The organism is Flavobacterium swingsii, from assembly GCF_900111965.1.
GTDB classification, from domain to species: Bacteria; Bacteroidota; Bacteroidia; order Flavobacteriales; family Flavobacteriaceae; genus Flavobacterium; species Flavobacterium swingsii.
The window spans coordinates 53,830-76,467 of record NZ_FOJT01000003.1 but is presented as its reverse complement, the minus strand read 5'-3'; the positions used below and the strand labels follow the sequence as shown (position 1 = coordinate 76,467).

Genomic DNA, 22,638 nt, shown 5'->3' with positions numbered 1-22,638 from the left:
TTCTAGCGTTACTTTTATAAAAAGGATAACGATACTTTTGTTTAACTTTTTGAATAAAGTGACAACTATGGAGAACAATACAATTTCGAAGCACACTTCTTTTTATGCCATTGGCCTAAATTACAAAAAAGCTGATGCCGAGATGCGTGGTAAATTTAGTATTGATGCGCAATCTAAATCGAACTTATTACAACAAGCAAAAACCGAAGGGATTGAAAGTCTAATCGTTACTTCGACCTGCAACAGAACCGAAATTTACGGTTTTGCACAACACCCATTTCAACTCATCAAATTACTTTGTGAGAACAGTCAAGGAACTGTTGAAGATTTTCAAAAAGTAGCCTACGTATATAAAAATCAAGAAGCCATTTCTCATTTGTTTAAAGTAGGAACTGGTTTAGACAGTCAGATTCTTGGTGATTTCGAAATTATTAGCCAAATAAAAATTGCATTTACAGAAAGTAAGGCTTTAGATCTCGCCAATTCTTTTATGGAAAGACTTGTAAACGCGGTCATTCAAGCCAGTAAAAGAATAAAAACGGATACCGAAATCTCATCGGGAGCAACTTCTGTTTCGTTTGCATCGGTACAATACATTATGAAAAATGTAGAAAACATTGGCGAAAAAAATATTTTACTTTTTGGTACAGGAAAAATAGGAAGAAATACTTGCGAAAATCTAGTAAAACATTCTAAAAACGAGCACATTACTTTAATAAATCGAACGAAAGATAAAGCCGAAAAATTGGCTGGAAAACTCAATTTGATTGTAAAGGATTATGCCGATTTACATATCGAATTACAAAGAGCCGATGTTCTGGTCGTGGCAACTGGAGCGCAAAATCCAACGATTGACAAAGCGATTTTAAACCTTAAAAAACCATTGTTAATTTTAGATTTATCGATTCCAAAAAATGTAAATATTAATGTGAATGAATTAGAAAATGTAACACTAGTTCATTTAGATGATTTATCTCAAATTACTGACGAAACTCTCGAAAACAGAAAGCAACACATTCCAGCTGCCGAAGCCATTATCGAAGAAATAAAAGAAGAATTTAACACCTGGATGAACGGACGAAAATACGCTCCAACCATTCATGCGCTCAAAGCAAAACTAAATACGATTAAAGAAAAAGAGTTAACCTTTCAAAGAAAAAAATTATCAAATTTTGATGAAGAACAAGCAGAACTCATTAGTAATCGTATCATTCAAAAAATAACCAATCATTTTGCCAATCATCTCAAAGACGAAGAAACAATGGTCGACGAAAGCATCGATTGGATTCAAAAAGTTTTCCAAATAGAAAAAGCCAAATAATGACTAAAATAATTCGCATAGGAACTCGTGATAGTGAATTAGCACTTTGGCAAGCACATCATGTCGAGAAAATGTTAAACGATTTGGGTTATAAAACCAAAATTGTAGCCGTAAAATCCCAAGGAGATATTATTCTAGACAAACCACTTTACGAACTCGGAATAACTGGAATTTTTACAAAAACATTAGATATTGCGATGATAAATGGCGATATTGATATTGCTGTTCATTCTATGAAAGACGTTCCAACCGCTCTACCACAAGGAATCGTGCAAGCGGCTGTTTTAGAAAGGGCCAACGAAAAAGATATTTTAGTATATAATAACAATCTCGATTTTCTAGATACCGAAGCAACAATAGCAACTGGAAGTTTGCGAAGACAAGCCCAATGGTTGCACAAATATCCGAATCATAACGTTGTCGATTTGCGTGGAAATGTAAATACCAGAATGCAAAAACTGAAAGACAACAACTGGGATGGAGCCATTTTTGCCGCTGCAGGTTTAGAAAGAATAAACTTAAAACCAGAAAATTATATCAATCTAGATTGGATGATTCCCGCACCAGCACAAGGCGCAATGATGGTTGTTGCCATGGGAGACGATTCTTATTGTTTAGATGCTTTAGCAGAACTCAATCATATCGAAACCGAAATAACAACCTATATTGAACGTCAATTTTTACGAACTTTAGAAGGTGGTTGCACTGCGCCAATTGGTGCTTTTGCAAAATTTAACGAAAAAGACGAAACAATCCATTTTCAAGGCGTTTTATTTTCATTAGACGGAAGTCAGAAAATTGAAGTGAATAAAATAGTTGAAGTCCAGGAATGGAAGCAATTAGGTTATAATGCAGCCCAAGAAATTTTCGAAAACGGTGGACTAGAATTGATGAAATCCATAAAAGAAAAGCTAAAAAAACAATAACAATCTAATGAAGATATTATCTACAAAAAAACTTTCAACTATTCAAAAAGACGCATTAGTAAATGCGGATTTTGATGTAATTGAAGCCGATTTTATTAAAACCGAACACCAAGATTTTGATTTAAAAAACATCAAAGACAATTTGATTTTTACCAGTCAAAATGCCGTTCACAGTATTTTGCAACATCCAAAATGTGAAGAACTAAAAACAAAACCTGTATTTTGTGTCGGATTAAAAACAAAAATTTTATTATCAGAAAATGGTTTTAATGTTGATGTTTACACGGGTTACGCTTCCGATTTAGCCGAAATTATTACCTTAATTCACGGTAGCGACAGTTTTACTTTTTTCAGCGGAAACTTACGTAGAGAAATATTACCTCAAGCTTTAAAAGAAGGAAATGTCGATTTTAATGAGATTAAAGTTTACGAAACAACGCTCACGCCTCAAAAAATAAAAGATTCTGTAGAAGCTATTTTGTTTTTTAGTCCGTCTGGCGTAGAAAGTTATTTGAAAGACAATACCATCAAAAAAGAAGCCTGTTTTTGCATTGGCGAAACCACCGCAGAAGCCTTAGAAAAAATTACAAAAAATATCATCATTGCCGAAAATCCAACTATCGAAGATGTGATTGAGGAATGTATAAACGAATATAAATAACACAAACAAACCTGACAGGTTTTAAAAACCTGTCAGGTCTAACAATAAAACAATGATCAAAAACGACCTATTTCTAAAAGCATTAAAAGGAGAAACTGTACAACGTCCACCAGTTTGGATGATGCGTCAAGCGGGAAGATATTTACCAGAATTCATCGCTTTGCGTGATAAATACGATTTTTTTACCCGTTGTCAAACTCCAGAATTAGCTGCCGAAATCACTGTGCAACCTATTCGTAGAATTGCTCCTGATGCTGCCATTTTGTTTTCGGATATTTTGGTCGTGCCACAAGCCATGGGAATTGAAGTGTTAATGAAAGAAAATATTGGTCCGTTTTTACCAAATCCCATTCGCACCATTCAAGATGTAGAAAGAGTTATTGTTCCAGATGTTCATGAAACATTAGGTTATGTTTTTGATGCAATTAAATTAACCAAACAAATGTTGAACGATGAAGTTCCATTAATCGGTTTTGCTGGTTCACCATGGACAATTTTCTGTTATGCAGTGGAAGGAAAAGGATCAAAAAGTTTTGATGCAGCCAAAGGATTTTGTTTCTCTCATCCAGAAGCGGCACACGTTTTATTACAAAAAATTACAGATACAACCATTGCATATTTAATCGAAAAAGTGAAAGCAGGTTGTAATGCTATTCAGATTTTCGATTCTTGGGGAGGCATGCTTTCTCCAGTAGATTATCAAGAATTTTCATGGAAATACATCAATCAAATCGTCGAAGCATTAGCAGATATTACACCTGTTATTGTTTTCGGAAAAGGTTGTTGGTTTGCACTTGGAGAAATGGGTAAAAGTAAAGCGTCGGCACTTGGTGTAGATTGGACTTGTTCTCCAAGAAACGCAAGATATTTGTCTGGTGGAAACATCACATTACAAGGAAATTTTGACCCAAGTCGTTTGCTTTCGCCAATTCCAGTGATTAAGAAAATGGTGCATGAAATGATTGACGAATTCGGAAAAGACAAATATATCGTGAATTTGGGTCACGGAATTTTACCAAATATTCCTGTAGACCACGCCAAAGCATTTGTTGATGCCGTGAAGGAATATAATCAATAATACGTACATGAAATTCACTAACTGGAAACTTGATAAAATAGAAGATATTCATGCCGAAGATTTTTTTTGGTTGATTGATAGAAATAGAAATCATATTAATAAAACATTTCCAGTTACTGTTTCAAATTGTATCGATTTAGAAAAAGCAACCGAATTTATTGCTAATAACATTCAAATAGAGAAAGATAAAACAGGTTACTATTTTTATATACGAAATTTAGAAACTAATGATTTGATAGGATATATCTGTATTAAAAAAATAGATTTCAATATTTCTAAATGTGAATTAGCTTATTTTATTGATAAAAATTTTGAAGGAAAAGGAATTATTTCAAAAGCAGTTTCAGATGTTATTGCCATTTGTTTTAAAGAATTATCGATGAATAAAATATTCATCTGTACTTCAAAAATTAATTTTGGAAGTCAACAAATTGCTTTAAAAAACGGATTCATTCAGGAAGGAATTCTGAGAGAAGAATTCAAAAATGGTGAAGGAATTCTAGAAGACATTAATTATTACGGATTATTGAAATCAGATTATAAATAAAATGACAAATTGTATAAATTGTAACAATCAAATTATAGATGATTTTTGTTCAAAATGTGGACAACCAAAGAATATTAAAAGAATTGATTTTTACTACATCATTCATGAAATTGAGCATCTTCTTCATTTCGAAAAAGGGTTTCATTTTACGGCTTGGCAGTTGATAATAAAACCAGGAAAAACTATTCGAACCTATTTATTTGAAAACAGAAATAAATATGTAAAACCAATCGTTTATTTGTTTTTTGCATCTTTACTTTTTACTTTGTTCACTTCAATTTTTCACATTCAATATACTTACTTAAATGTGGGTTACATAGAACCATTAAAAGACAAAGTAGATTTAAAAACCATCGACAATTGGTTAATTAGTCATATTGCGTATACTAACATTATTGTTGGATTCTGTGTAGCGCCTTGGTTAGTATTGTTACATAGAAAGAGAAAATACAATGTTTTCGAAATGATTGTATTAATGTCCTATGTTTTAGCCACAGGTTTACTTATTATTTTACCAATAATTGGGTTAATTAAAACCACAAATATTTTTAGTAATTTGACTGTTTTCTTTATTATTTATCAAATTTGGGCAATCGGGCAGTTTTTTGGAGAGAAAAAAATAGTAAACTATCTAAAAGCCTTATTGGCATTTATATTAGGCGTATTAACACACGTTGCCATCTTTTTTGTTATTGGATATATCAATAAATATTATATGTAAGCTATGAAAAATAAATTTTACCAATACATACAAAACCTGCAAGATCAGATCTGCAAAGGGTTAGAAACTGTTGACGGTGTTGCTAAATTTCGTGAAGATATTTGGGAACGTCCAGAAGGTGGCGGCGGAAGAACTCGTGTTATCGAAAACGGAAACGTAATCGAAAAAGGCGGTGTAAACATTTCGGCAGTTCATGGTAAATTACCAGACTCCATGCAGAAATTATTCAATGTTGGCGAAGCCGATTTCTTTGCTTGCGGATTAAGTTTGGTCATTCATCCTAAAAGTCCAATGGCACCCACCGTTCACGCAAATTGGCGTTATTTCGAAATGTATGATGACAACGGAAACGTAATTAATTCGTGGTTTGGCGGCGGACAAGATTTAACTCCTTATTATTTGTTTGAAGAAGATGCGATTCATTTTCATCAAACATGCAAAACAGCTTGCGACAAACATAATTTGGAATTTTATCCAAAATATAAAGAACAATGCGATGAATATTTTTGGAATGCGCATAGAAATGAAGCACGAGGAATTGGCGGATTGTTTTTTGATTATTGCAAAAAGACAGAAGACATGTCTATGGAAAACTGGTTCAGTTTCGTTTCTGAAGTGGGCAATAGTTTTATAGAAGCCTACGCACCTATCTTAGAAAGAAGAAAAAATTTATCTTTTACTCCTGAACAAAGAACTTGGCAAGAAATTCGTCGTGGTCGTTATGTCGAATTCAATTTGGTTCACGATAAAGGCACTTTATTTGGACTAAAAACCAACGGAAGAATTGAAAGTATATTAATGAGTTTGCCACCACATGTGCAATGGCATTATGACTATCATCCAGAAGTTGGAAGCGAAGAAGAAAAGTTAATCAAAGTATTAGAAAAACCAATTGACTGGATTTAATTATCCATTGTTAATTATAAATTATCAATTATTATGTTCCCATTACAAAGAGGCAGAAGATTACGAGTAAACGAAAGTATTCGTTCCTTAGTTCGTGAAACTACATTAAGTCCAAGTGATTTTATGTTTCCAATGTTTATTACAGAAGGAGAAAACGTGAAAGTAGAAATCCCTTCTATGGTTGGAATTTATCGTCGTTCTATCGATTTAACTGTGGACGAAGTGAAAGAAGTTTTTGCTTTAGGAATTCGTGCAGTAAACATTTATGTAAAAGTAGATGAATCGCTAAAAGACAACACCGGAAAAGAAGCTTGGAATCATGATGGATTAATGCAACGCGCCATTAAAGCTATCAAAACGGCTTGTCCAGAAATGATTGTAATGCCAGATGTAGCGTTAGATCCTTATTCTATTTATGGTCACGACGGAATCATCGAAAACGGTGATATTGCTAATGATGCAACAAATGCTGCCTTAGTAAAAATGGCAGTTTCTCATGCACAAGCTGGAGCCGATTTTGTTGCACCAAGTGACATGATGGACGGTCGTGTATTGCGTTTCCGTCAAGGTTTAGACGCTGCTGGTTTTCACAATGTGGGAATTATGAGTTATTCTGCTAAATATGCTTCTGCTTTTTACGGGCCATTTCGTGATGCTTTAGACAGTGCGCCTGTTGACAATGCTGAAATTCCGAAAGACAAGAAAACCTATCAAATGGATTATGCCAATCGTATCGAAGCAATTAAAGAAGCCTTAATGGATGTTGAGGAAGGTGCTGATATGGTGATGGTGAAGCCTGGAATTGCCTATTTAGATATTGTTCGTGAAGTGAAAAATGCTGTGAATGTTCCCGTAACGGTTTTCCATGTTTCGGGAGAATATGCTATGATAAAAGCCGCTTCCGAAAGAGGTTGGTTAGATCATGACAAAATCATGATGGAACAATTAATGTGCATCAAAAGGGCTGGAGCGAGTTTAATTTCTACTTATTTTGCTAAAGAAGCAGCAATACTTTTAAATAAATAATAATGAAAAAATTATTTTTATTGAGTTGCTTTTTTGTCCTAATATCCTGTAAAAATGAAAATGAAAAGTCTTTTGAAAAATCAGAAAATAAGACTCCAACAGAACTTGGAAGAGAATTATTTGAAGGAAAAGGAAATTGCGTAGCTTGTCATCAGGTCAATCAAAAAATTATTGGACCAAGTATTCAAGACATTGCAAAAATTTATAAAACTGAAAATGGAAATATTGTCGATTTCTTAAAAAACGATGCAAATCCACTTGTCGATCCGAGTCAATATGAGATAATGAAAACAAATTTTGCTATTACAAAATCAATGTCTGATGAGGAACTCAAAGGTTTAGAAACTTATATTTTAAGTTTTTCGAAATAAAATCAAATCATCTTCGGATGATTTTTTTATTTAAAATCATTACTTTTATCTTATGAATACAGCATTTATAAATTCTCCATTAGGTATCACAAAAATTGTTGGTGATGAAAACGGAATAACTATTATTTCTGTTTTGTCTGAAGGTACCGTTTCTGACGAAATTCCCGAAAACTTAAAAGAGGCTGTTTCCCAACTCCTCGGCTATTTCGACGGAAAAAGAACCGAATTTACTTTAAAACTTAATCCAAAAGGAACTGAATTTCAGCAAACAGTTTGGAAAGAATTATGCAACATCCCTTTCGGAAAAACTATGTCTTATCTCGATTTAGCAAAAAAATTAGGAGACCCAAAAGTGATTCGTGCAGCAGCATCTGCCAATGGCAAAAACCCACTTTGGATTGTAGTTCCGTGTCATCGCGTAATTGGAACCGATGGCTCGCTTACAGGTTATGCAGGCGGATTGTGGCGTAAAAAATGGTTGTTAGAACACGAAAACCCAACAAATCAGCAAAGTTTATTTTAGATTAGACCTTTTAGATTGTAAGAAATTTAGACTATCTTAGATTTTTAAAAAATTTAGATTTAACAATTCAAATCTAAGTATATCTGAAAATCTAAGATGTCTAAATTATGATTGAAAAAATAAACCTCAACAATATCCTTTTCCTAGATATAGAAACTGTTCCAGAAGAAGAAAATTTCAATTCACTTGATGAGGATATGAAACAACTTTGGGAACAAAAAACACAATACCAACGCAAAGAGGATTTTTCTGGAGAAGAGTTTTATGATCGTGCGGGAATTTGGGCCGAGTTTGGGAAAATTGTGTGTATTTCGGTAGGTTATTTTACGATTAAAGGTGATATTCGAAACTTTAGAGTGACTTCGTTTTTTGGTGAAGAAAAGAAAATTTTACACGATTTTATTAATTTACTGAACAATCATTTTAACCAACCTCAACATGTTTTATGTGGTCATAATGCAAAGGAATTCGACATTCCGTTTATTGCTCGACGCATGATTATTAATCAAATTGTAATTCCAAACAAGTTAAATTTATTTGGGAAAAAACCTTGGGAAATTCCGCATTTAGACACTTTAGAGTTATGGAAATTTGGCGATTACAAACATTTCACTTCTTTGAAACTGATGTGTAAAGTATTGGGAATCCCATCATCAAAAGGTGATATTGATGGTTCGCAAGTAGGTCATGTTTTTTATGTAGAAAAAGATATTGATCGGATTGTAACTTATTGCGAAAAAGACACCATTGCAGTAGCTCAGATTTTCTTACGATTGCGAAGAGAAGATTTATTAATTGAAGAAGAGATTATTCACGTTTAACAAAACCCTTTCAGGGTTTGAAACCCTGAAAGGGTTAATTTTATTATATTTACAAAAAACAAAATTATGGTATTAAGTAGGTTTTGGTTGGTGATTTTTATTTCTTCAATTGTATTTGTTATTTTCAGTTTGTTTTCTGGTAACAGTTATACAATTGACCATGTTTTAAACGGGAAAAAAGACGATCCTATTTTAATTTCTGAAAAATATATGGATCAGATTCCTGTTTTTATAAAGGACAGTATCAATAAATCGGAAGACAAAACTTTTATAATCAACAGAGATACGGTAAATGCAGACACTACTTACGTTTATAAAAATAAAACCGTTAAAATTTTTAGTGGTGTTCAAAAATCGGATGGTTTATTGCCAACGTGCAAGACTACATTACTTGATCTGATTTTGCCGCTTATGGCTTATTTGGCATTTTTCTGTGGCTTGATGGAGCTTTTAATCATTTCTGGAGTATCTGAAAAACTAGCAAAAGTATTGAGTCCAGTATTCGTAAAAGTGTTTCCGAGTATTCCAAAAAATCATCCATCGATTTCCTATATGACCTTAAATTTTGCTGCAAATTTCTTAGGATTAGATTCCGCTGCTACGCCATTTGGTCTTAAAGCCATGGAAAGTTTACAAGAAATAAATCCCGAAAAAGACAAGGCGAGTGATGCCCAGATTATGTTTATGTGTTTGCACGCTTCAGGACTTACTTTGATTGCTACTTCTATAATTGGTTATCGTGCTGCGGCGGGTGCTAGCAATCCTGCCGATGTTATGTTGCCTTGTATCATCACCTCTTTTATAGGTACAATTGCCGCTTTTCTTATTGTTGGAGTGAAACAAAAAATTAATTTCAAAAGCGCTTCTTTAGTTCTGGGATTAATGTTGTTAATTGCTTCAATTGTAGGTTTGTTGATGTATGTAAACCATTTGGATTTAATTGGTAAAAACTATTTTACCACTAATCTTTCAGCCTTAATATTGGTAGGAATCATTGTTTCTACTTTGATATTTTCTTTTCTAAAAGAGAAGAAATTTACAGAGGCAAATACGACTGTTTATGAAGCCTTTGTCGCAGGAGCAAATAATGGAGTTAAGACTGGTGTTACCATTTTTCCTTATGTTTTAGGAATGCTGGTGGCTATTTCCTTATTCAGAAACAGTGGTTTATTTGAAATTATTAGTGATGGGATTGCTTTTATTTTTTCTAATATAGGGGTAAGTAAAGGTATTACTGATGCTTTGCCAGTAGCATTGCTAAGACCATTTAGTTCTGCGGGATCACGAGGATTTTTGATTGATTCGATGAATACTTTTGGTGCCGATTCAATGACGGGAAGATTAAGCAGTATTTTTCAATGTAGTGCCGAAAGTACTTTTTATGTGATTGCGGTTTACTTTGGTTCGGTTAATATCAAAAACACCCGATACGCTTTAGGAACGATGCTTTTGGTTGATGTGATTTGTGTCATTACAGCTATTTTGGTAGCGAGTTGGTTTTTTTAATCTTTTTTTTTAAATAAGTGTCCGATTTTCAGAATCTTATCTAAAGATTGTTATTTTTGTCGTCCCAAATTTAGTGAAATATGAAAACCCTAAAAAAAGTATTTTTATTAGTGTTGTTTAGTTGCGTAGCTTTTTCTGTAAATGCGCAAGAAGCAGAAAGTCGTTCTATGACCGAAATCATGAATGCTCCAAATCCTGAAAAATACAAAGAACTTAATTTAAACAACCGAAATCTTACAAAACTTCCTGTCGAAATTGGTCGGTTTGTAAACCTTGAAAAACTGTGGATAAACTATAATAATCTTCAGTCGTTGCCTTTTGAAATTGGGAAACTAACTAAATTGAGGGAACTATATATCAACAATAATTTATTTTTAAAATTCCCTATAGAACTTGGTAAAGTAACCAGTTTAGAAAGACTAGAGTTTCAAAAAAATAAAATGGAAGTAGTTTCTCCTTACATTGGAAAATTATCAAAACTAAAAAAACTCAACTTAAGTAATAACAAAATCGAAGCACTACCTGTCGAAATTGGCAATCTAAGAAACTTAACTGAGCTTGTTTTATTTGATAATAAAATAACAGAAATCCCTTTAGAAATAGGAGCTTTATCTAAACTAAAGATTTTGAATTTAGAAAAAAATGGTGTTTTAGTTTTACCTTCGGAAGTTGGAAGTTTGTCTGAATTGACCGTTGTTAATATGAAAAGTAATATGATACAGGTTGTTCCTGTAGAAATTGGAAACCTAATCAATCTAAAAACTCTAAATTTAGATAAAAATCAAATTAAAAAATTTCCTGTCGAACTTTGCAAGTTAACTAACTTAACATTGTTAGATTTAGATGGAAATTTAATTAAAACGCTTCCGTCAGAAATTGTAAATTTCATTAATATGAAAGAGCTTTATTTAGGTGTTAATCCTTGGGTAAGTTTTCCAGAAACTACTTATTCATTTTTAGAAAGCCTAGAATTTGGACAATCCGAAAGCGTTAGGAAATTGGTTAAAACTAAAATTTAATTATTTATACTGCTTAATCTTTAAAAAAGACTCAAATATCTAAAGACAATATTGTCATTCTGAGGAACTGCTTGTTTTTTATTCCAAAAGTACTACAAATAAAAAATGCCTCACAAATTGTGAGGCATTTTCGTTTTAACATAAAGTAGGTATTATTTCTTAACGAACTTTTTAGTTATCATTTTCTCTCCGTCATTTACTTCAAAAATGTAAAGTCCTGATTCTAGATTAGAAACATTAATTTCGTTTTGATTAAGGTTTCCAGATTTTACTTCTTGCCCAATCATACTGTAAATTCTGTATGTTGCTTTTCTGTTATCAATCATAGAAACATTCAATACATTTTCTACCGGATTAGGATATAAATTAAACGATAAAGCTTCAACAACATTGCTATTGCTTACTTCAGTTGTTGATGTTATCGCAAAAGCGGCAGTAATATTTACCGTATAATCCTCAACTTGACCATAGTTTAAAGTTTCGCAAGCAGTTGGAATAGCATTGTATTTCATAGAAACTCTCATTCTTGTTGCTCCTATTGAAGCTGTTGCAGGAATGGTGATGCTTCCAGTTGCTGGTGTCGTTGTAGATGCTGCTTTAGAGAAAACCAATTCTCCCGCATCTGTAAACAATCCATTTTTGTTATAATCTATCCAAACGGCATAACCTTCAGAATAAACACTTCCTGTCCAAGTTGGTGTAATTGTAATTGTGTTTGCAACACCTCTAACAATATTTGTAGAAATGGTTGTGAAATTTTCGTATCCAGCTGTTCCAGTTGAAGCATTATTAATGGTTCCGAAAGCTACTCTTCCTATTCTCTCATCAGCAGTACTACTACTTGTAGAAGCGCAATAAGTAACTGTTGATGCTGACGTAGTAACACTTACCGCATTACTAGATGCTGAAACATTTCCTGCCGCATCTTTTGCTTTTACAGAGAACGAATAAGCTGTAGCCGCTGTTAGTCCAGTTACTGCATAAGTTGTTGTTGTCACTGTAGCTTTTAGTGTCGTCCCTTGATAAACATCATATCCTGTAACTCCAACATTGTCTGTAGAAGCTGTCCAAGATAAATTTGTTGATGTAGTTGTTGTTCCAGAAGCCGCTAAACTAGCAGGTGCAGATGGCGCAGTTGTATCGGCAGTTCCAGTTGTTAGATTTACTGTATAATCTTCAACTTCTCCATAAGAAATAGCTTCACAAGAAGTTGGTGTTCCATTGTATTTCATAGAAACTCTCATTCTTGTTGTTCCAGTAGTTGCTGTTGTTGGTACTGTAAAACTTCCTGTTGCAGGTGTCGTTGTCGATGTTGCTTTAGAGAAAACCAATTCTCCAGTATCTGCAAAATCTTTATCATTATTTAAATCAATCCAAACAGCATAACCTTCAGAATAAACGCTTCCTGTCCAAGTTGGAGTAATTGTAATTGTACTAGCTGTTCCTTTAGTTAAATTAGTAGAAATACTTGTAAAATCTGAATAACCTGTTCCTCCTGTCGAAGCATTATTGATAGTTCCTAATTGTACTCTTCCAATATATTCGTCAGCAACACTATTCCCTTTCGATGCGCAATAAGCCGCAACGGCAGCGGTTGTAGTAACACTTGCAACATTACTCGCAGCAGAAAGATTTCCTGCAGCATCTTTTGCTTTTACTGTAAATGAATATGTTGTAGAAGCAGTAAGTCCTGAAATAGTAGCAGTCGTTCCTGTTACTGTTGTTGCTAAAGCTGCTCCGTTGTAAACGTTGTATCCAGTAACCCCAACATTATCTGTAGAAGCTGTCCAAGATAAATTTGTTGCTGTAGCTGTCGTTCCTGAAGCCGCTAAACTAGATGGTGTAGAAGGCGCTGTAGCATCTGCTGCTCCTGCATAAGCTGCTCCAATTCCTACTGCATAAAATGCATTTGTTGTTGCAATAACTTCGGCAGAACCAGCTCCGTACAAATCGATCGCTGATTGTATTCCTGATGTTCTTGCGTTTGCATAAGTAGAATTTGCTGTTAAGTAAACGCTTTCTAAACGATAAGCAATTTTAGAAGCTTTGTCTATTGTAATTCCGGTTACATTAAATGCACTTCCTATATCGTTAGTACCTGATTTTCCGACAGAAAGAATATAAAACCAATGGTTTAGTACTCCAGAATTTGTATGTACTCCTCCCGAATCAGCAGTTCCTGCATACCAGCTAGTTCCTTTGTAAGTATCTGGTTGTCCTTCGGCATTTGGGTTACTCATAGACCGCAAGGCTGTATGTCCTGATCTTCTTTCGATATCTTCTCCTATTAACCAAGTTGATTTTGTAGGTGCTGCATAATATTCTACACAAGCTGCCCAAATGTCTGAAAATCCTTCATTCATTGCACCTGATTCATTTTGGTATGTTAAATTTGCTGTGTTTGAGCAAACGGCATGTCCTATTTCGTGTGCAGCAACATCTACAGATGTTAATACATCAAAACCGCCTGTTCCGCTTCCATCACCATAAGTCATTACACTTCCGTTCCAGAAAGCGTTGTTATTATCTGGATATCCAGCAGCAATTAAATTATAATGAACATAACTTTTTATAGCTGCTCCTGCATTATTGAAACTGTTTCTTGCATGAACATTTTTAAAATAATCATATGTTTTTTCAGCTCCCCAATGTGCATCTAAGGCGCCATTGTCTTTGTTTGTATTGTTAAATTCGGCTGCTGTCCAGTTATTATCTACATCTGTAAAATTAGTTGTTGGATATGTAGCTGTTCTTGCAGAATTGAAAGTTTGAACTCCATTACCACGAGTATTATCTGATAATATATAAGAAGAACCACTTAATAAAGTCTGAATAGTTTGTGTACCACTATAACGAGTCGCTGCATTTGCTGCTACTAAAACTATATTTGAATTGTTAATTTTAGTGTTTTTTTCAGTAGAAGCATGAGTTTTTCCATGACTGTGTTCTCCTAAATGTTTGATTGTTGCATTGTAAAACAAACGCTCGCCAGTATTGGCATCAATATATAAATCGCCACGACTCATAGGATTTGTAGCATATATATCGAATTTGTATGCCAAACGCATATGGTCAGCAGTTCGCTTTTGTCCGTATTCTGGTGTAACTGGCAATAATACCAATTCTCCTTGTGGTTTTTTGTAACCGATATTGTCTGCGTCGGTTTGGTTTTCCCACAAATAGTGTTTGGCTCCAATGTAACTTACTGCTTTGTTAAAGGCTGATTCAGCCGACAATGATGGTGCAGTATTTATATCATTGATTTTGTAAAACTCACCACTCATAGAAGCTATTTTGCCATTTTTTGAGTGTAATGTATACGTTGCAAATTCTACCTTAATTCCTTGATGAAATAATTGAAATTTTTCGTGAGTAAATCCTTGTGGATCGGATTCATTTTTAATTCTAAAGAATGATTCATTTTGTTTTAGACCCAATTGATCTCTAAAAACTTGTTGAAAATCGGAACTTTTATAAGCTGCCTTTTCGTTGAATGTAATCAGGTTTGGCAATCCTTTTTCGTCTAAAGATTTCTGATTTACGTTTTTGCTCGTTTCTTGGGCGAAACTGGATAGCGCAAATAAGGACATTGCAAACACCGAGGTAATACCTCTAAATTGTTTTTTCATATTTATTTGTTTTTGGTTGGTTAAATAACATTTTAAAGCAGTTGGTTTAGGCTGCTTTTTGTTAAAATGCTCGGCGAAATTAACAAATAATTATTGATTACTTAACAATTTTTAATTTATTTTGTATTTTTCTTATTAAAATCGACAAAGTACAAATATAATCGATAAAATACTTAAAATCTTAAAATACTCAAAATAAGCTCTTTAAAATAAAATAGCAACTCTTTTCAGAGTTGCTATTTGTAAAAATTAACAAGTAATTGTTTATTTATATCGCCATTTCAGGAATTTCTCCTTCTATAATTAATTCGGCTTCGGTGGCTTTTATAATGTCATCTACAGAAACTCCTGGAGCACGTTCTAAAAGTTTAAATCCTTTTGGTGTGATTTCTAAAACAGCCAATTCAGTAACTACTTTTTTTACACAACCAACTCCTGTAAGTGGTAATGTACATTTTTTTAGAATCTTACTCTCACCCGCTTTGTTTACGTGCATCATAGCAACGATGATGTTTTCGGCAGAAGCAACTAAATCCATTGCGCCTCCCATTCCTTTTACCATTTTTCCTGGAATTTTCCAGTTGGCAATATCTCCATTTTCAGAAACTTCCATTGCTCCAAGAATGGTTAAATCTACTTTTTGCGCACGAATCATTCCGAAACTAAAAGCAGAATCGAAAAAACTTGCTCCTGGCAATGTAGTAATAGTTTGTTTTCCTGCATTGATAATATCGGCATCTTCTTCTCCTTCAAAAGGGAAAGGTCCCATTCCCAGCACTCCGTTTTCACTTTGAAACTCGACCGAAATATCTTCACGAACATAATTAGCCACTAAAGTTGGAATTCCTATTCCTAAGTTTACAAAATAATTGTTTTGTACTTCTTGCGCAATGCGTTTTGCAATTTGATTTTTATCTAAAGCCATAATTATCTTGTTCTAACAGTGCGTTGTTCTATTCTTTTTTCAAATTTTTCTCCTTGGAAAATACGATTAACCATAATTCCTGGAATATGAATCTGGTTTGGATCTAATGTTCCTGCTTCGACCAATTCTTCGACTTCGGCAATGGTTATTTTTGCTGCACCAGCCATACAGGAATTAAAATTTCTTGCCGTTCCTTTGAAGATTAGGTTTCCAGCCGTGTCGCCTTTCCAAGCTTTTACGATAGAGAAATCGGCTTTATAAGCCAGTTCCATAATATGCATTTTGCCATTAAATTCTCTTGATTCTTTTCCTTCAGCAACTTCGGTCCCAAAACCTGCTGGAGTAAAAAATGCTGGAATTCCTGCTTGTGCAGATCGGCATTTTTCTGCTAGTGTTCCTTGTGGTGTGAGTTCTACATCGAGTTCTCCTGATAACATTTGACGTTCGAATTCGGCATTTTCACCTACATAAGAGGAAATCATTTTTTTGATTTGGTGTTTTTCTAAAAGCAAACCCAGTCCGAAACCATCGACTCCTGCATTGTTGGAAATACAAGTTAATTCTTTTACGTCTTTTTTTACTAGTTCGGCAATGCTGTTTTCTGGGATTCCACAAAGTCCAAAACCTCCTAACATGATGGTTTGTCCGTTTTGTATGTCTTGTAATGCTTCTTGTACGTTGTTTACTTTTTTGTTTATCATTTTTATTGACTTACATTTTATTTTAATGCTTGTTTTTACCTTTTTGCTATAGCCCTGATAGGAGGGAAAATCCTTTTCTTTTTTTCTTTAAAAAAGAAAAGATTTGGAATGATAGCAGGAAATAGCTCCCAAATTAAATACCAAATTCATCGGTATTTTGTTCTTCTTCTGGTTTTACGGCTGTTGAATCTCTTGCTACCGTGTCTCGGATTACTCTTCTTTCCGTAACACAATCGACACTTATTGTTAGGTTTTTTGGGCGTTCAAATTTTTCTTTGGATACGTGTAAATCAGGGTCGGCATAACATTTTTTCATAAATAATGCCCAGATTGGCAATGCCATGGTAGCACCTTGCCCGTTTGCAATGGTTCGGAAATGTGCCGAACGGTCTTCGTTTCCTACCCAAACGCCTGTTACAAGATTGGGAACCATTCCCATAAACCAACCGTCGGACTGGTTTTGTGTGGTTCCTGTTTTTCCTGCAATTGGATTTGTAAATCCGTACGGATATCCTGTTACTCGCTTGTAAGCATAACCCCCAGAGCCTGTTCCTCTTAGTCTGGCTCCCGAACCAGACTCGGTCACTCCTTCTAATAATTTGATTACGGCATAAGCTATATCTTTGCTTAATACGTCTTTAGATTCCATTTTTGGTTCATAAATTACGTTTCCGTTTTTATCTTCTATTTTCGAAATTACTTGTGGTTTCATGTATATTCCTTGGTTGGCAAATGTGCTATATGCTGCGACCATATCTTTGACAGTGATATCTACAGCTCCCAATGCGATAGATGGTTGTGACGGAATTTCGGAATTTACTCCTAATTTTCTTACTAAGGCAATTACAGCATCTGGTCCTGTTTTGTCTATTAGTTTTGCCGAAACAGTATTGATAGAGTTTGCTAACGCTTTTTTGAGCGTTACCATGCCTCGGTATTTTCCGTCAGAATTTCTTGGCTCCCAGTCCTCGGTTACGTTATGTTTTCCTTTGTATATTTTAAATGCACCATCAATAATGGTATCACAAGGTGACATTCCTAATTGTTCAATCGCAGTTGCATATACAAATGGTTTGAATGTAGATCCTACTTGACGTGCTCCCAAACCTACATGATCGTATTGGAAATATCTGTAATCGATACCACCAACCCATACTTTTACTTGTCCTGTTTGTGGCTCCATAGACATGACTCCTGGTTGCAAGAAATGTTTATAATATCGGATAGAATCTGTAGGAGTCATTTCGACATCTTTGTCTCCGTCCCAAGTAAAGACGGTCATTTTAGTTTTGACGCTAAATGATTTTATGATTTCATCTTCTTCTTTTCCTTCTTCCGACATTATTCGCCAACGTTCTGTGTTTTTCATAGAACGCATCATCAGCTTGTCTATTTCGGGTTGTGTAATTCTAATAAACGGCGCTGTTTTGTTTTGTTTGGCTTCTAAGAAAAATTCTTCTTGCAGATTTTTTAAGTGTTCTTTTACCGCTTCTTCTGCATATAATTGCATTCTAGAATCGATGGTGGTATATATTTTTAGACCATCGGAATAAATATTATAATCGGAACCATCTTCTTTTTTGTTTTCTTTTGCCCAATTTTTCATGTATTCGCGAAGGTATTCACGGAAATAAGTGGCTGAACCTTCGTTATACTTTTCTGGTGAGAAGGTAAGTAGAATAGGTTTTTTTTGAAAATTTTCTTTGGCTGAAGTTGACAAACAACCATTTTTTTCCATTTGTTTTAAAACCACATTTCTGCGTTCTCTTACTTTTTCTTCTCTTCGCAAAGGATTAAATAATGATGGATTTTTTAGCATTCCTACCAACATGGCAGCTTCATCGACTGTTAGTTCTTTTGGTTCTTTGGCAAAATATACTTTTGATGCCGAACGAATTCCTACTGCTGTATTAATAAAATCGGCTTTGTTAAGATACATGGCGATAATTTCGTCTTTTGTATATTGACGTTCTAAACGAATAGCAATAATCCATTCTTTTACTTTTTGAATGATTCTGAAAGGTAAAAATTTAGATCCTTCTCCGTGAAAAAGTAATTTGGCTAATTGTTGTGTTAATGTACTGGCTCCGCCTCGTCTTCCTAAGCTTAAAGTGGCGCTTAAAGTTCGTCTTCCGTCAATTCCTGAATGTTCTCTAAAACGTTCGTCTTCGGTAGATATTAATGCATCGACCAAATGTTTGGGTAAATCTTTGTATTTTATTGGGGTTCTGTTTTCGTTGTAAAACTTACCTAGAGTTACACCATCGGCAGAAATTATTTCGGTAGCGAGATTAGATTCTGGGTTTTCTAACTCAGAAAATGAAGGCATTGAACCAAAAATCCCCCAAGAGGCTAATAGAAAAAACAATAATATTCCGCCAAAAGCGATGAAGAAATATTTCCAAAACTTTTTCACATATTGTGAATAATCTGGTTTGCGAGTATTCAGTTTTTGTGCCATTTTTTATTGTTTTTCTAACGATTCGATTCTAAAACCTATTTCGGTAATTCCGTCTAACTTTTCAACTCCTTGTATTTTTCCTGTTTGTCGTACGGCTTGTTGTATAGAGAGTTTATATTTCCCTTTTTTAGTAAACACCATGTTTTCCTTATACCACAATTTGCTTTCTTTTATATCGGAAAATCCATTTCCTAGCAATTCTCCTTGCATATTTCCGTCTGGATAAGCCATTTGATATTCTAAAGTATCTACTTTTATTAAACCATCAGGATGTTCTAATTTTACAATCAAGAACAAATTACTAAACTCATAATCATCGTTATCACGAACGTTTATGAATAAATTATACGGTTTTTTTGAAACCTCTTGGTCGAAAGTAAAATTGATGACACTGTTTTTTTTCCAACCATCTTCAAAAGTATGATACTCATCGAAAACCTGAGATTTGTCGCACGAAATAAATCCAAAAGCAACAAAAAACAATAAAAAACTATTTGTTAGAATCTTTCTTTTCATTTCTAATTTTTGGTCCGTTTGGGTTTGGTTTATTTTGGGTTGGATTACTCTGATTCGGATTATTTTGATTTGAATTTGGAGTAATTTTTTGAATTATCTTTGGTCCTGCATTTGGATTTTTATCTTTTCCTGCAACTTCTGGACGGCGATTTTTATTTGATTTCTTGTTATTATTGCTCTTTTTAGGTTGGTCAAAACGTGTTAAACTGTCTTGTCCCATCGCATTTTGGAAAGTTTTCTCGACTGCTGGTTTTTCAATTTCGACAGCAAAATCTTCCAAAGCAGAAACTTTTATTTTTTCTTTGTTTTGCGCCATGATTTCTTTAACCTGTGCTACTTTAAGAATATGCCATTGCGCAAAATTTCCTATATAGGCAAACCACATTAACCCTTTAAAAATATCTATTTTTTGACAAATTGCATCGCCTTTTTCGGTAGAAAGTTTGGTTTCCATGTCTGGAATATCTTTCAGAGCGTCCATATAAGTGTCTAACTCATAGTTCAAACAACACTTCAATTTTCCGCATTGTCCCGCTAATTTTTGAGGATTCAATGACAATTGTTGGTAACGTGCTGCCGATGTGTTTACACTTCTAAAATCGGTTAACCAAGTAGAACAACACAACTCACGACCACAAGATCCAATTCCTCCCAAACGAGCAGCTTCTTGACGAAAACCAACTTGTTTCATTTCGACTCTTGTACTAAAAGCACTAGCAAAATCACGGATTAATTGTCTGAAATCGACTCTGTCTTCCGCGGTGTAATAAAATGTAGCTTTAGATCCGTCTCCTTGAAATTCGATATCAGAAATTTTCATTTGAAGTTTTAATCCTATTGCAATTTCACGAGCACGAACCTTCATAGGTTCTTCTTTATCACGAGCTGTGCTCCAAATATCGATATCTTTTTGAGATGCTTTTCGGTATATTTTAGCAACTTCACCTTCGTGATTTACTGCTTTTTTCTTCATTTGCACTTTAACTAATTCTCCTGTTAAAGTTACAATTCCCACATCATGTCCTGGAGAAGCTTCGGTAGCCACAATATCGCCAATACTTAATGTTAGTTTTTCTGCGTTACGGTAAAATTCTTTTCTTCCGTTTTTGAAACGAACTTCCACACAATCAAAAGGAGCTTGTCCTCCTGGTAAAGTCATGTTAGAAAGCCAATCGAAAACAGTTAATTTGTTGCAGCTATCGGTGCCGCAAGTCCCATTATTTTTACACCCCTTTGGTGCGCCACCATCGGAAGTTGAACAACTTGTACATGCCATAATTTATATATTGATCGCTCCTTTTCGGAACTACTTTTAGTAAACGTTTAATTTGTAAAGATAGTATTTTTTTAGTTTAAGTTACAACGGTTAAAAGCGAGAAATGGTTAAAATTTTATAAAACAAAAAACCTATTAAAACTAAATGTTTAATAGGTTTTCTTTTGATGCTTTTTTGAAATTTTTTATTCTATTATTTTATATAATTTATCCGATAATCTCACTCTAAACGGAATTGAAAATGTTATTTTATCTCCTATTTTAGCTTCAGAATCTTCTTTTCCGTTGACAAACATTTTTTCTAAAACCAATTGTTGGTCACCAGTTGTTGGTCCAGAAATTAAAATTTTATCGCCAATTTTTAGTTCTTGATTTTCTATTAAAAAGGAACCAATTTCCGATTTCACATAATAATGTTCGGCTTTACCAATAAGAACTTTTTTGATTTTAATTTTCTGACGAATGTCTTTCGGTTCTATTGCTTTTGCCAAAACAACATCAGTTAATTCGCCCGAATGTTTAAACAATAATTTATCCGATTTTCCTTTTCTGAAAATCATATTGCCATTTTTTACTCCGCGACGTAATTTTACTTGATCTACCAATGACATGTGAATGATTTCCTGACATTCGGCAGAGCAACAATTTTCCATCACCGATTTGCACTCATCACATTGAATAAACAACAAATGACAACCTTCGTTTTCGCAATTCGTGTGATTATCACAAGGTTTTCCGCACTGATGACATTGAGAAACGATATCATCGGTAATTCTTTCGCCTAAACGATGGTCGAAAACAAAGTTTTTTCCGATGAATTTACTTTCAAGGTTTTCTTCCTTTATTTGTTTGGCATAATTGATAATTCCGCCTTCTAATTGAAACACATTTTTAAAACCTTGATGTTTGAAATATGCCGAAGCTTTCTCGCAACGGATTCCTCCTGTGCAATACATCACTAAGTTTTTGTCTTCTTTGTGGTCTTTTAATTGCTCGTTAATTATTGGTAACGATTCACGAAAAGTCTCCACATCTGGCGTAATCGCTCCTTTAAAATGACCAATTTCACTTTCGTAGTGATTTCTAAAATCGACCACAATCGTATTTGGATTATCTAAAATTTGATTGAATTCCTTGGCTTTCAAATGTACCCCAATGTTCGTTACATCGAAAGTTTCATCATTCAAACCATCGGCTACAATTTTGTCACGGACTTTTACCGTTAACTTTAAGAATGAATGATCATCTTGGTCAACAGCAACATTCAAACGAATGTCTTTCATGAAATCATAGACTTCTAATGTTTCACGAAAAGCTTCAAAGTTCTCGGCAGGAACACTCATTTGAGCGTTAATTCCTTCTTTGGCAACATACGTTCGGCCAAGAGCATCGAGCGCATTCCAAGATAAAAATAATTCGTCGCGAAATTGTTGTGGATTTTCAATTTTGGCATACGCATAGAAAGACAACGTAAGTCGTTGTTTGCCTGCTTGATCTATCAGCTCGGCTCTTTCTTCTGCGCTTAAGGTGTTATACAGTTGCATGCTATAAACGTTTAAGTGAGAAATATGTAATGAACTCTAAATGGAAGAATTCGGTGCAAATTTAGTATTATATTTTAAAATATGAAATTTTATGGCATGTTAACGACTGTAACACTAAGTATACTTGTGTTTTTGATATAAGTATTTGTACTTTTTAAGAT

General features: G+C 34.1%; 20 protein-coding genes. 13 read left to right on the top strand and 7 right to left on the bottom strand.

Annotated features, from left to right (window positions below; genetic code table 11):
- Positions 1-67 precede the first annotated feature (67 nt).
- The 13 genes from hemA (at position 68) to BM053_RS05415 (ending at position 11,426) form a co-directional block, all read left to right on the top strand.
- Positions 68-1,321: a glutamyl-tRNA reductase gene (gene hemA, locus BM053_RS05475; protein WP_091474922.1), complete on the top strand. Its 1,254-nt coding sequence runs from the start codon at positions 68-70 to the stop codon at positions 1,319-1,321.
- Complete coding sequence (hemC, locus tag BM053_RS05470) at positions 1,321-2,247, top strand: hydroxymethylbilane synthase (protein ID WP_167357302.1); 927 nt, start codon at positions 1,321-1,323, stop codon at positions 2,245-2,247. Before hemA ends, hemC begins: the two co-directional genes overlap by 1 nt.
- A 7-nt stretch (positions 2,248-2,254) precedes the next feature.
- Complete coding sequence (locus BM053_RS05465; protein WP_091474920.1) at positions 2,255-2,908, top strand: uroporphyrinogen-III synthase; 654 nt, start codon at positions 2,255-2,257, stop codon at positions 2,906-2,908.
- Positions 2,909-2,960: 52 nt separating this feature from the next.
- Positions 2,961-3,986 carry a uroporphyrinogen decarboxylase gene (gene hemE, locus BM053_RS05460; RefSeq protein WP_091474918.1) on the top strand — a complete coding sequence of 342 codons (1,026 nt, stop codon included), beginning with the start codon at positions 2,961-2,963 and terminating at the stop codon, positions 3,984-3,986.
- Between the two features lie 7 nt (positions 3,987-3,993).
- Positions 3,994-4,533 (top strand): GNAT family N-acetyltransferase, encoded by a 540-nt coding sequence (locus tag BM053_RS05455; protein WP_091474916.1) that lies wholly within the window; start codon positions 3,994-3,996, stop codon positions 4,531-4,533.
- A 1-nt stretch (position 4,534) separates the two neighbouring features.
- A complete protein-coding gene (locus tag BM053_RS05450) occupies positions 4,535-5,254 on the top strand; it encodes a DUF3667 domain-containing protein (protein ID WP_091474913.1) in 720 nt (239 codons plus the stop codon).
- Between the two features lie 3 nt (positions 5,255-5,257).
- Positions 5,258-6,160: an oxygen-dependent coproporphyrinogen oxidase gene (gene hemF, locus BM053_RS05445; RefSeq protein ID WP_091474911.1), complete on the top strand. Its 903-nt coding sequence runs from the start codon at positions 5,258-5,260 to the stop codon at positions 6,158-6,160.
- Positions 6,161-6,193: 33 nt separating this feature from the next.
- On the top strand, positions 6,194-7,186 hold the full coding sequence (gene hemB / locus BM053_RS05440) for a porphobilinogen synthase (protein ID WP_091474908.1): 993 nt from the start codon (positions 6,194-6,196) through the stop codon (positions 7,184-7,186).
- Between the two features lie 2 nt (positions 7,187-7,188).
- Positions 7,189-7,557, top strand: a complete 369-nt coding sequence (locus BM053_RS05435; RefSeq protein ID WP_091474906.1) for a c-type cytochrome — start codon at positions 7,189-7,191, stop codon at positions 7,555-7,557.
- Positions 7,558-7,609: 52 nt separating this feature from the next.
- Entirely contained in the window at positions 7,610-8,080 is a 471-nt protein-coding gene (locus tag BM053_RS05430; protein ID WP_091474903.1) for a methylated-DNA--[protein]-cysteine S-methyltransferase, read from the top strand.
- Positions 8,081-8,187: 107 nt separating this feature from the next.
- Positions 8,188-8,901, top strand: a complete 714-nt coding sequence (locus tag BM053_RS05425; RefSeq protein WP_091474902.1) for a 3'-5' exonuclease — start codon at positions 8,188-8,190, stop codon at positions 8,899-8,901.
- Positions 8,902-8,967: 66 nt separating this feature from the next.
- Positions 8,968-10,407 carry a nucleoside recognition domain-containing protein gene (locus tag BM053_RS05420; RefSeq protein WP_091474900.1) on the top strand — a complete coding sequence of 480 codons (1,440 nt, stop codon included), beginning with the start codon at positions 8,968-8,970 and terminating at the stop codon, positions 10,405-10,407.
- A gap of 80 nt (positions 10,408-10,487) precedes the next feature.
- Positions 10,488-11,426: a leucine-rich repeat domain-containing protein gene (locus BM053_RS05415; RefSeq protein WP_091474897.1), complete on the top strand. Its 939-nt coding sequence runs from the start codon at positions 10,488-10,490 to the stop codon at positions 11,424-11,426.
- 152 nt (positions 11,427-11,578) lie between these two features.
- On the opposite strand, the gene BM053_RS05410 is transcribed toward BM053_RS05415, so the two are convergent.
- The 7 genes from BM053_RS05410 to trhO all read right to left on the bottom strand — a co-directional run bounded on the left by BM053_RS05410 (position 11,579) and on the right by trhO (position 22,477).
- On the bottom strand, positions 11,579-15,055 hold the full coding sequence (locus tag BM053_RS05410) for a M4 family metallopeptidase (protein ID WP_091474895.1): 3,477 nt from the start codon (positions 15,053-15,055) through the stop codon (positions 11,579-11,581).
- Positions 15,056-15,323: 268 nt separating this feature from the next.
- Entirely contained in the window at positions 15,324-15,980 is a 657-nt protein-coding gene (locus BM053_RS05405) for a CoA transferase subunit B (protein WP_091474893.1), read from the bottom strand.
- Positions 15,981-15,982: 2 nt separating this feature from the next.
- Complete coding sequence (locus tag BM053_RS05400; protein ID WP_091474891.1) at positions 15,983-16,681, bottom strand: CoA transferase subunit A; 699 nt, start codon at positions 16,679-16,681, stop codon at positions 15,983-15,985.
- A gap of 133 nt (positions 16,682-16,814) precedes the next feature.
- Positions 16,815-19,142 carry a penicillin-binding protein 1A gene (locus BM053_RS05395; protein WP_091474889.1) on the bottom strand — a complete coding sequence of 776 codons (2,328 nt, stop codon included), beginning with the start codon at positions 19,140-19,142 and terminating at the stop codon, positions 16,815-16,817.
- 3 nt (positions 19,143-19,145) lie between these two features.
- Positions 19,146-19,658 carry a gliding motility lipoprotein GldH gene (locus tag BM053_RS05390; RefSeq protein WP_091474887.1) on the bottom strand — a complete coding sequence of 171 codons (513 nt, stop codon included), beginning with the start codon at positions 19,656-19,658 and terminating at the stop codon, positions 19,146-19,148.
- Positions 19,633-20,934, bottom strand: a complete 1,302-nt coding sequence (locus tag BM053_RS05385; protein WP_091474885.1) for a PSP1 domain-containing protein — start codon at positions 20,932-20,934, stop codon at positions 19,633-19,635. The genes BM053_RS05390 and BM053_RS05385 overlap by 26 nt, the downstream gene beginning before the upstream one ends.
- 184 nt (positions 20,935-21,118) lie before the next feature.
- Positions 21,119-22,477, bottom strand: a complete 1,359-nt coding sequence (trhO, locus tag BM053_RS05380; protein WP_091474882.1) for an oxygen-dependent tRNA uridine(34) hydroxylase TrhO — start codon at positions 22,475-22,477, stop codon at positions 21,119-21,121.
- Positions 22,478-22,638: the final 161 nt, after the last annotated feature.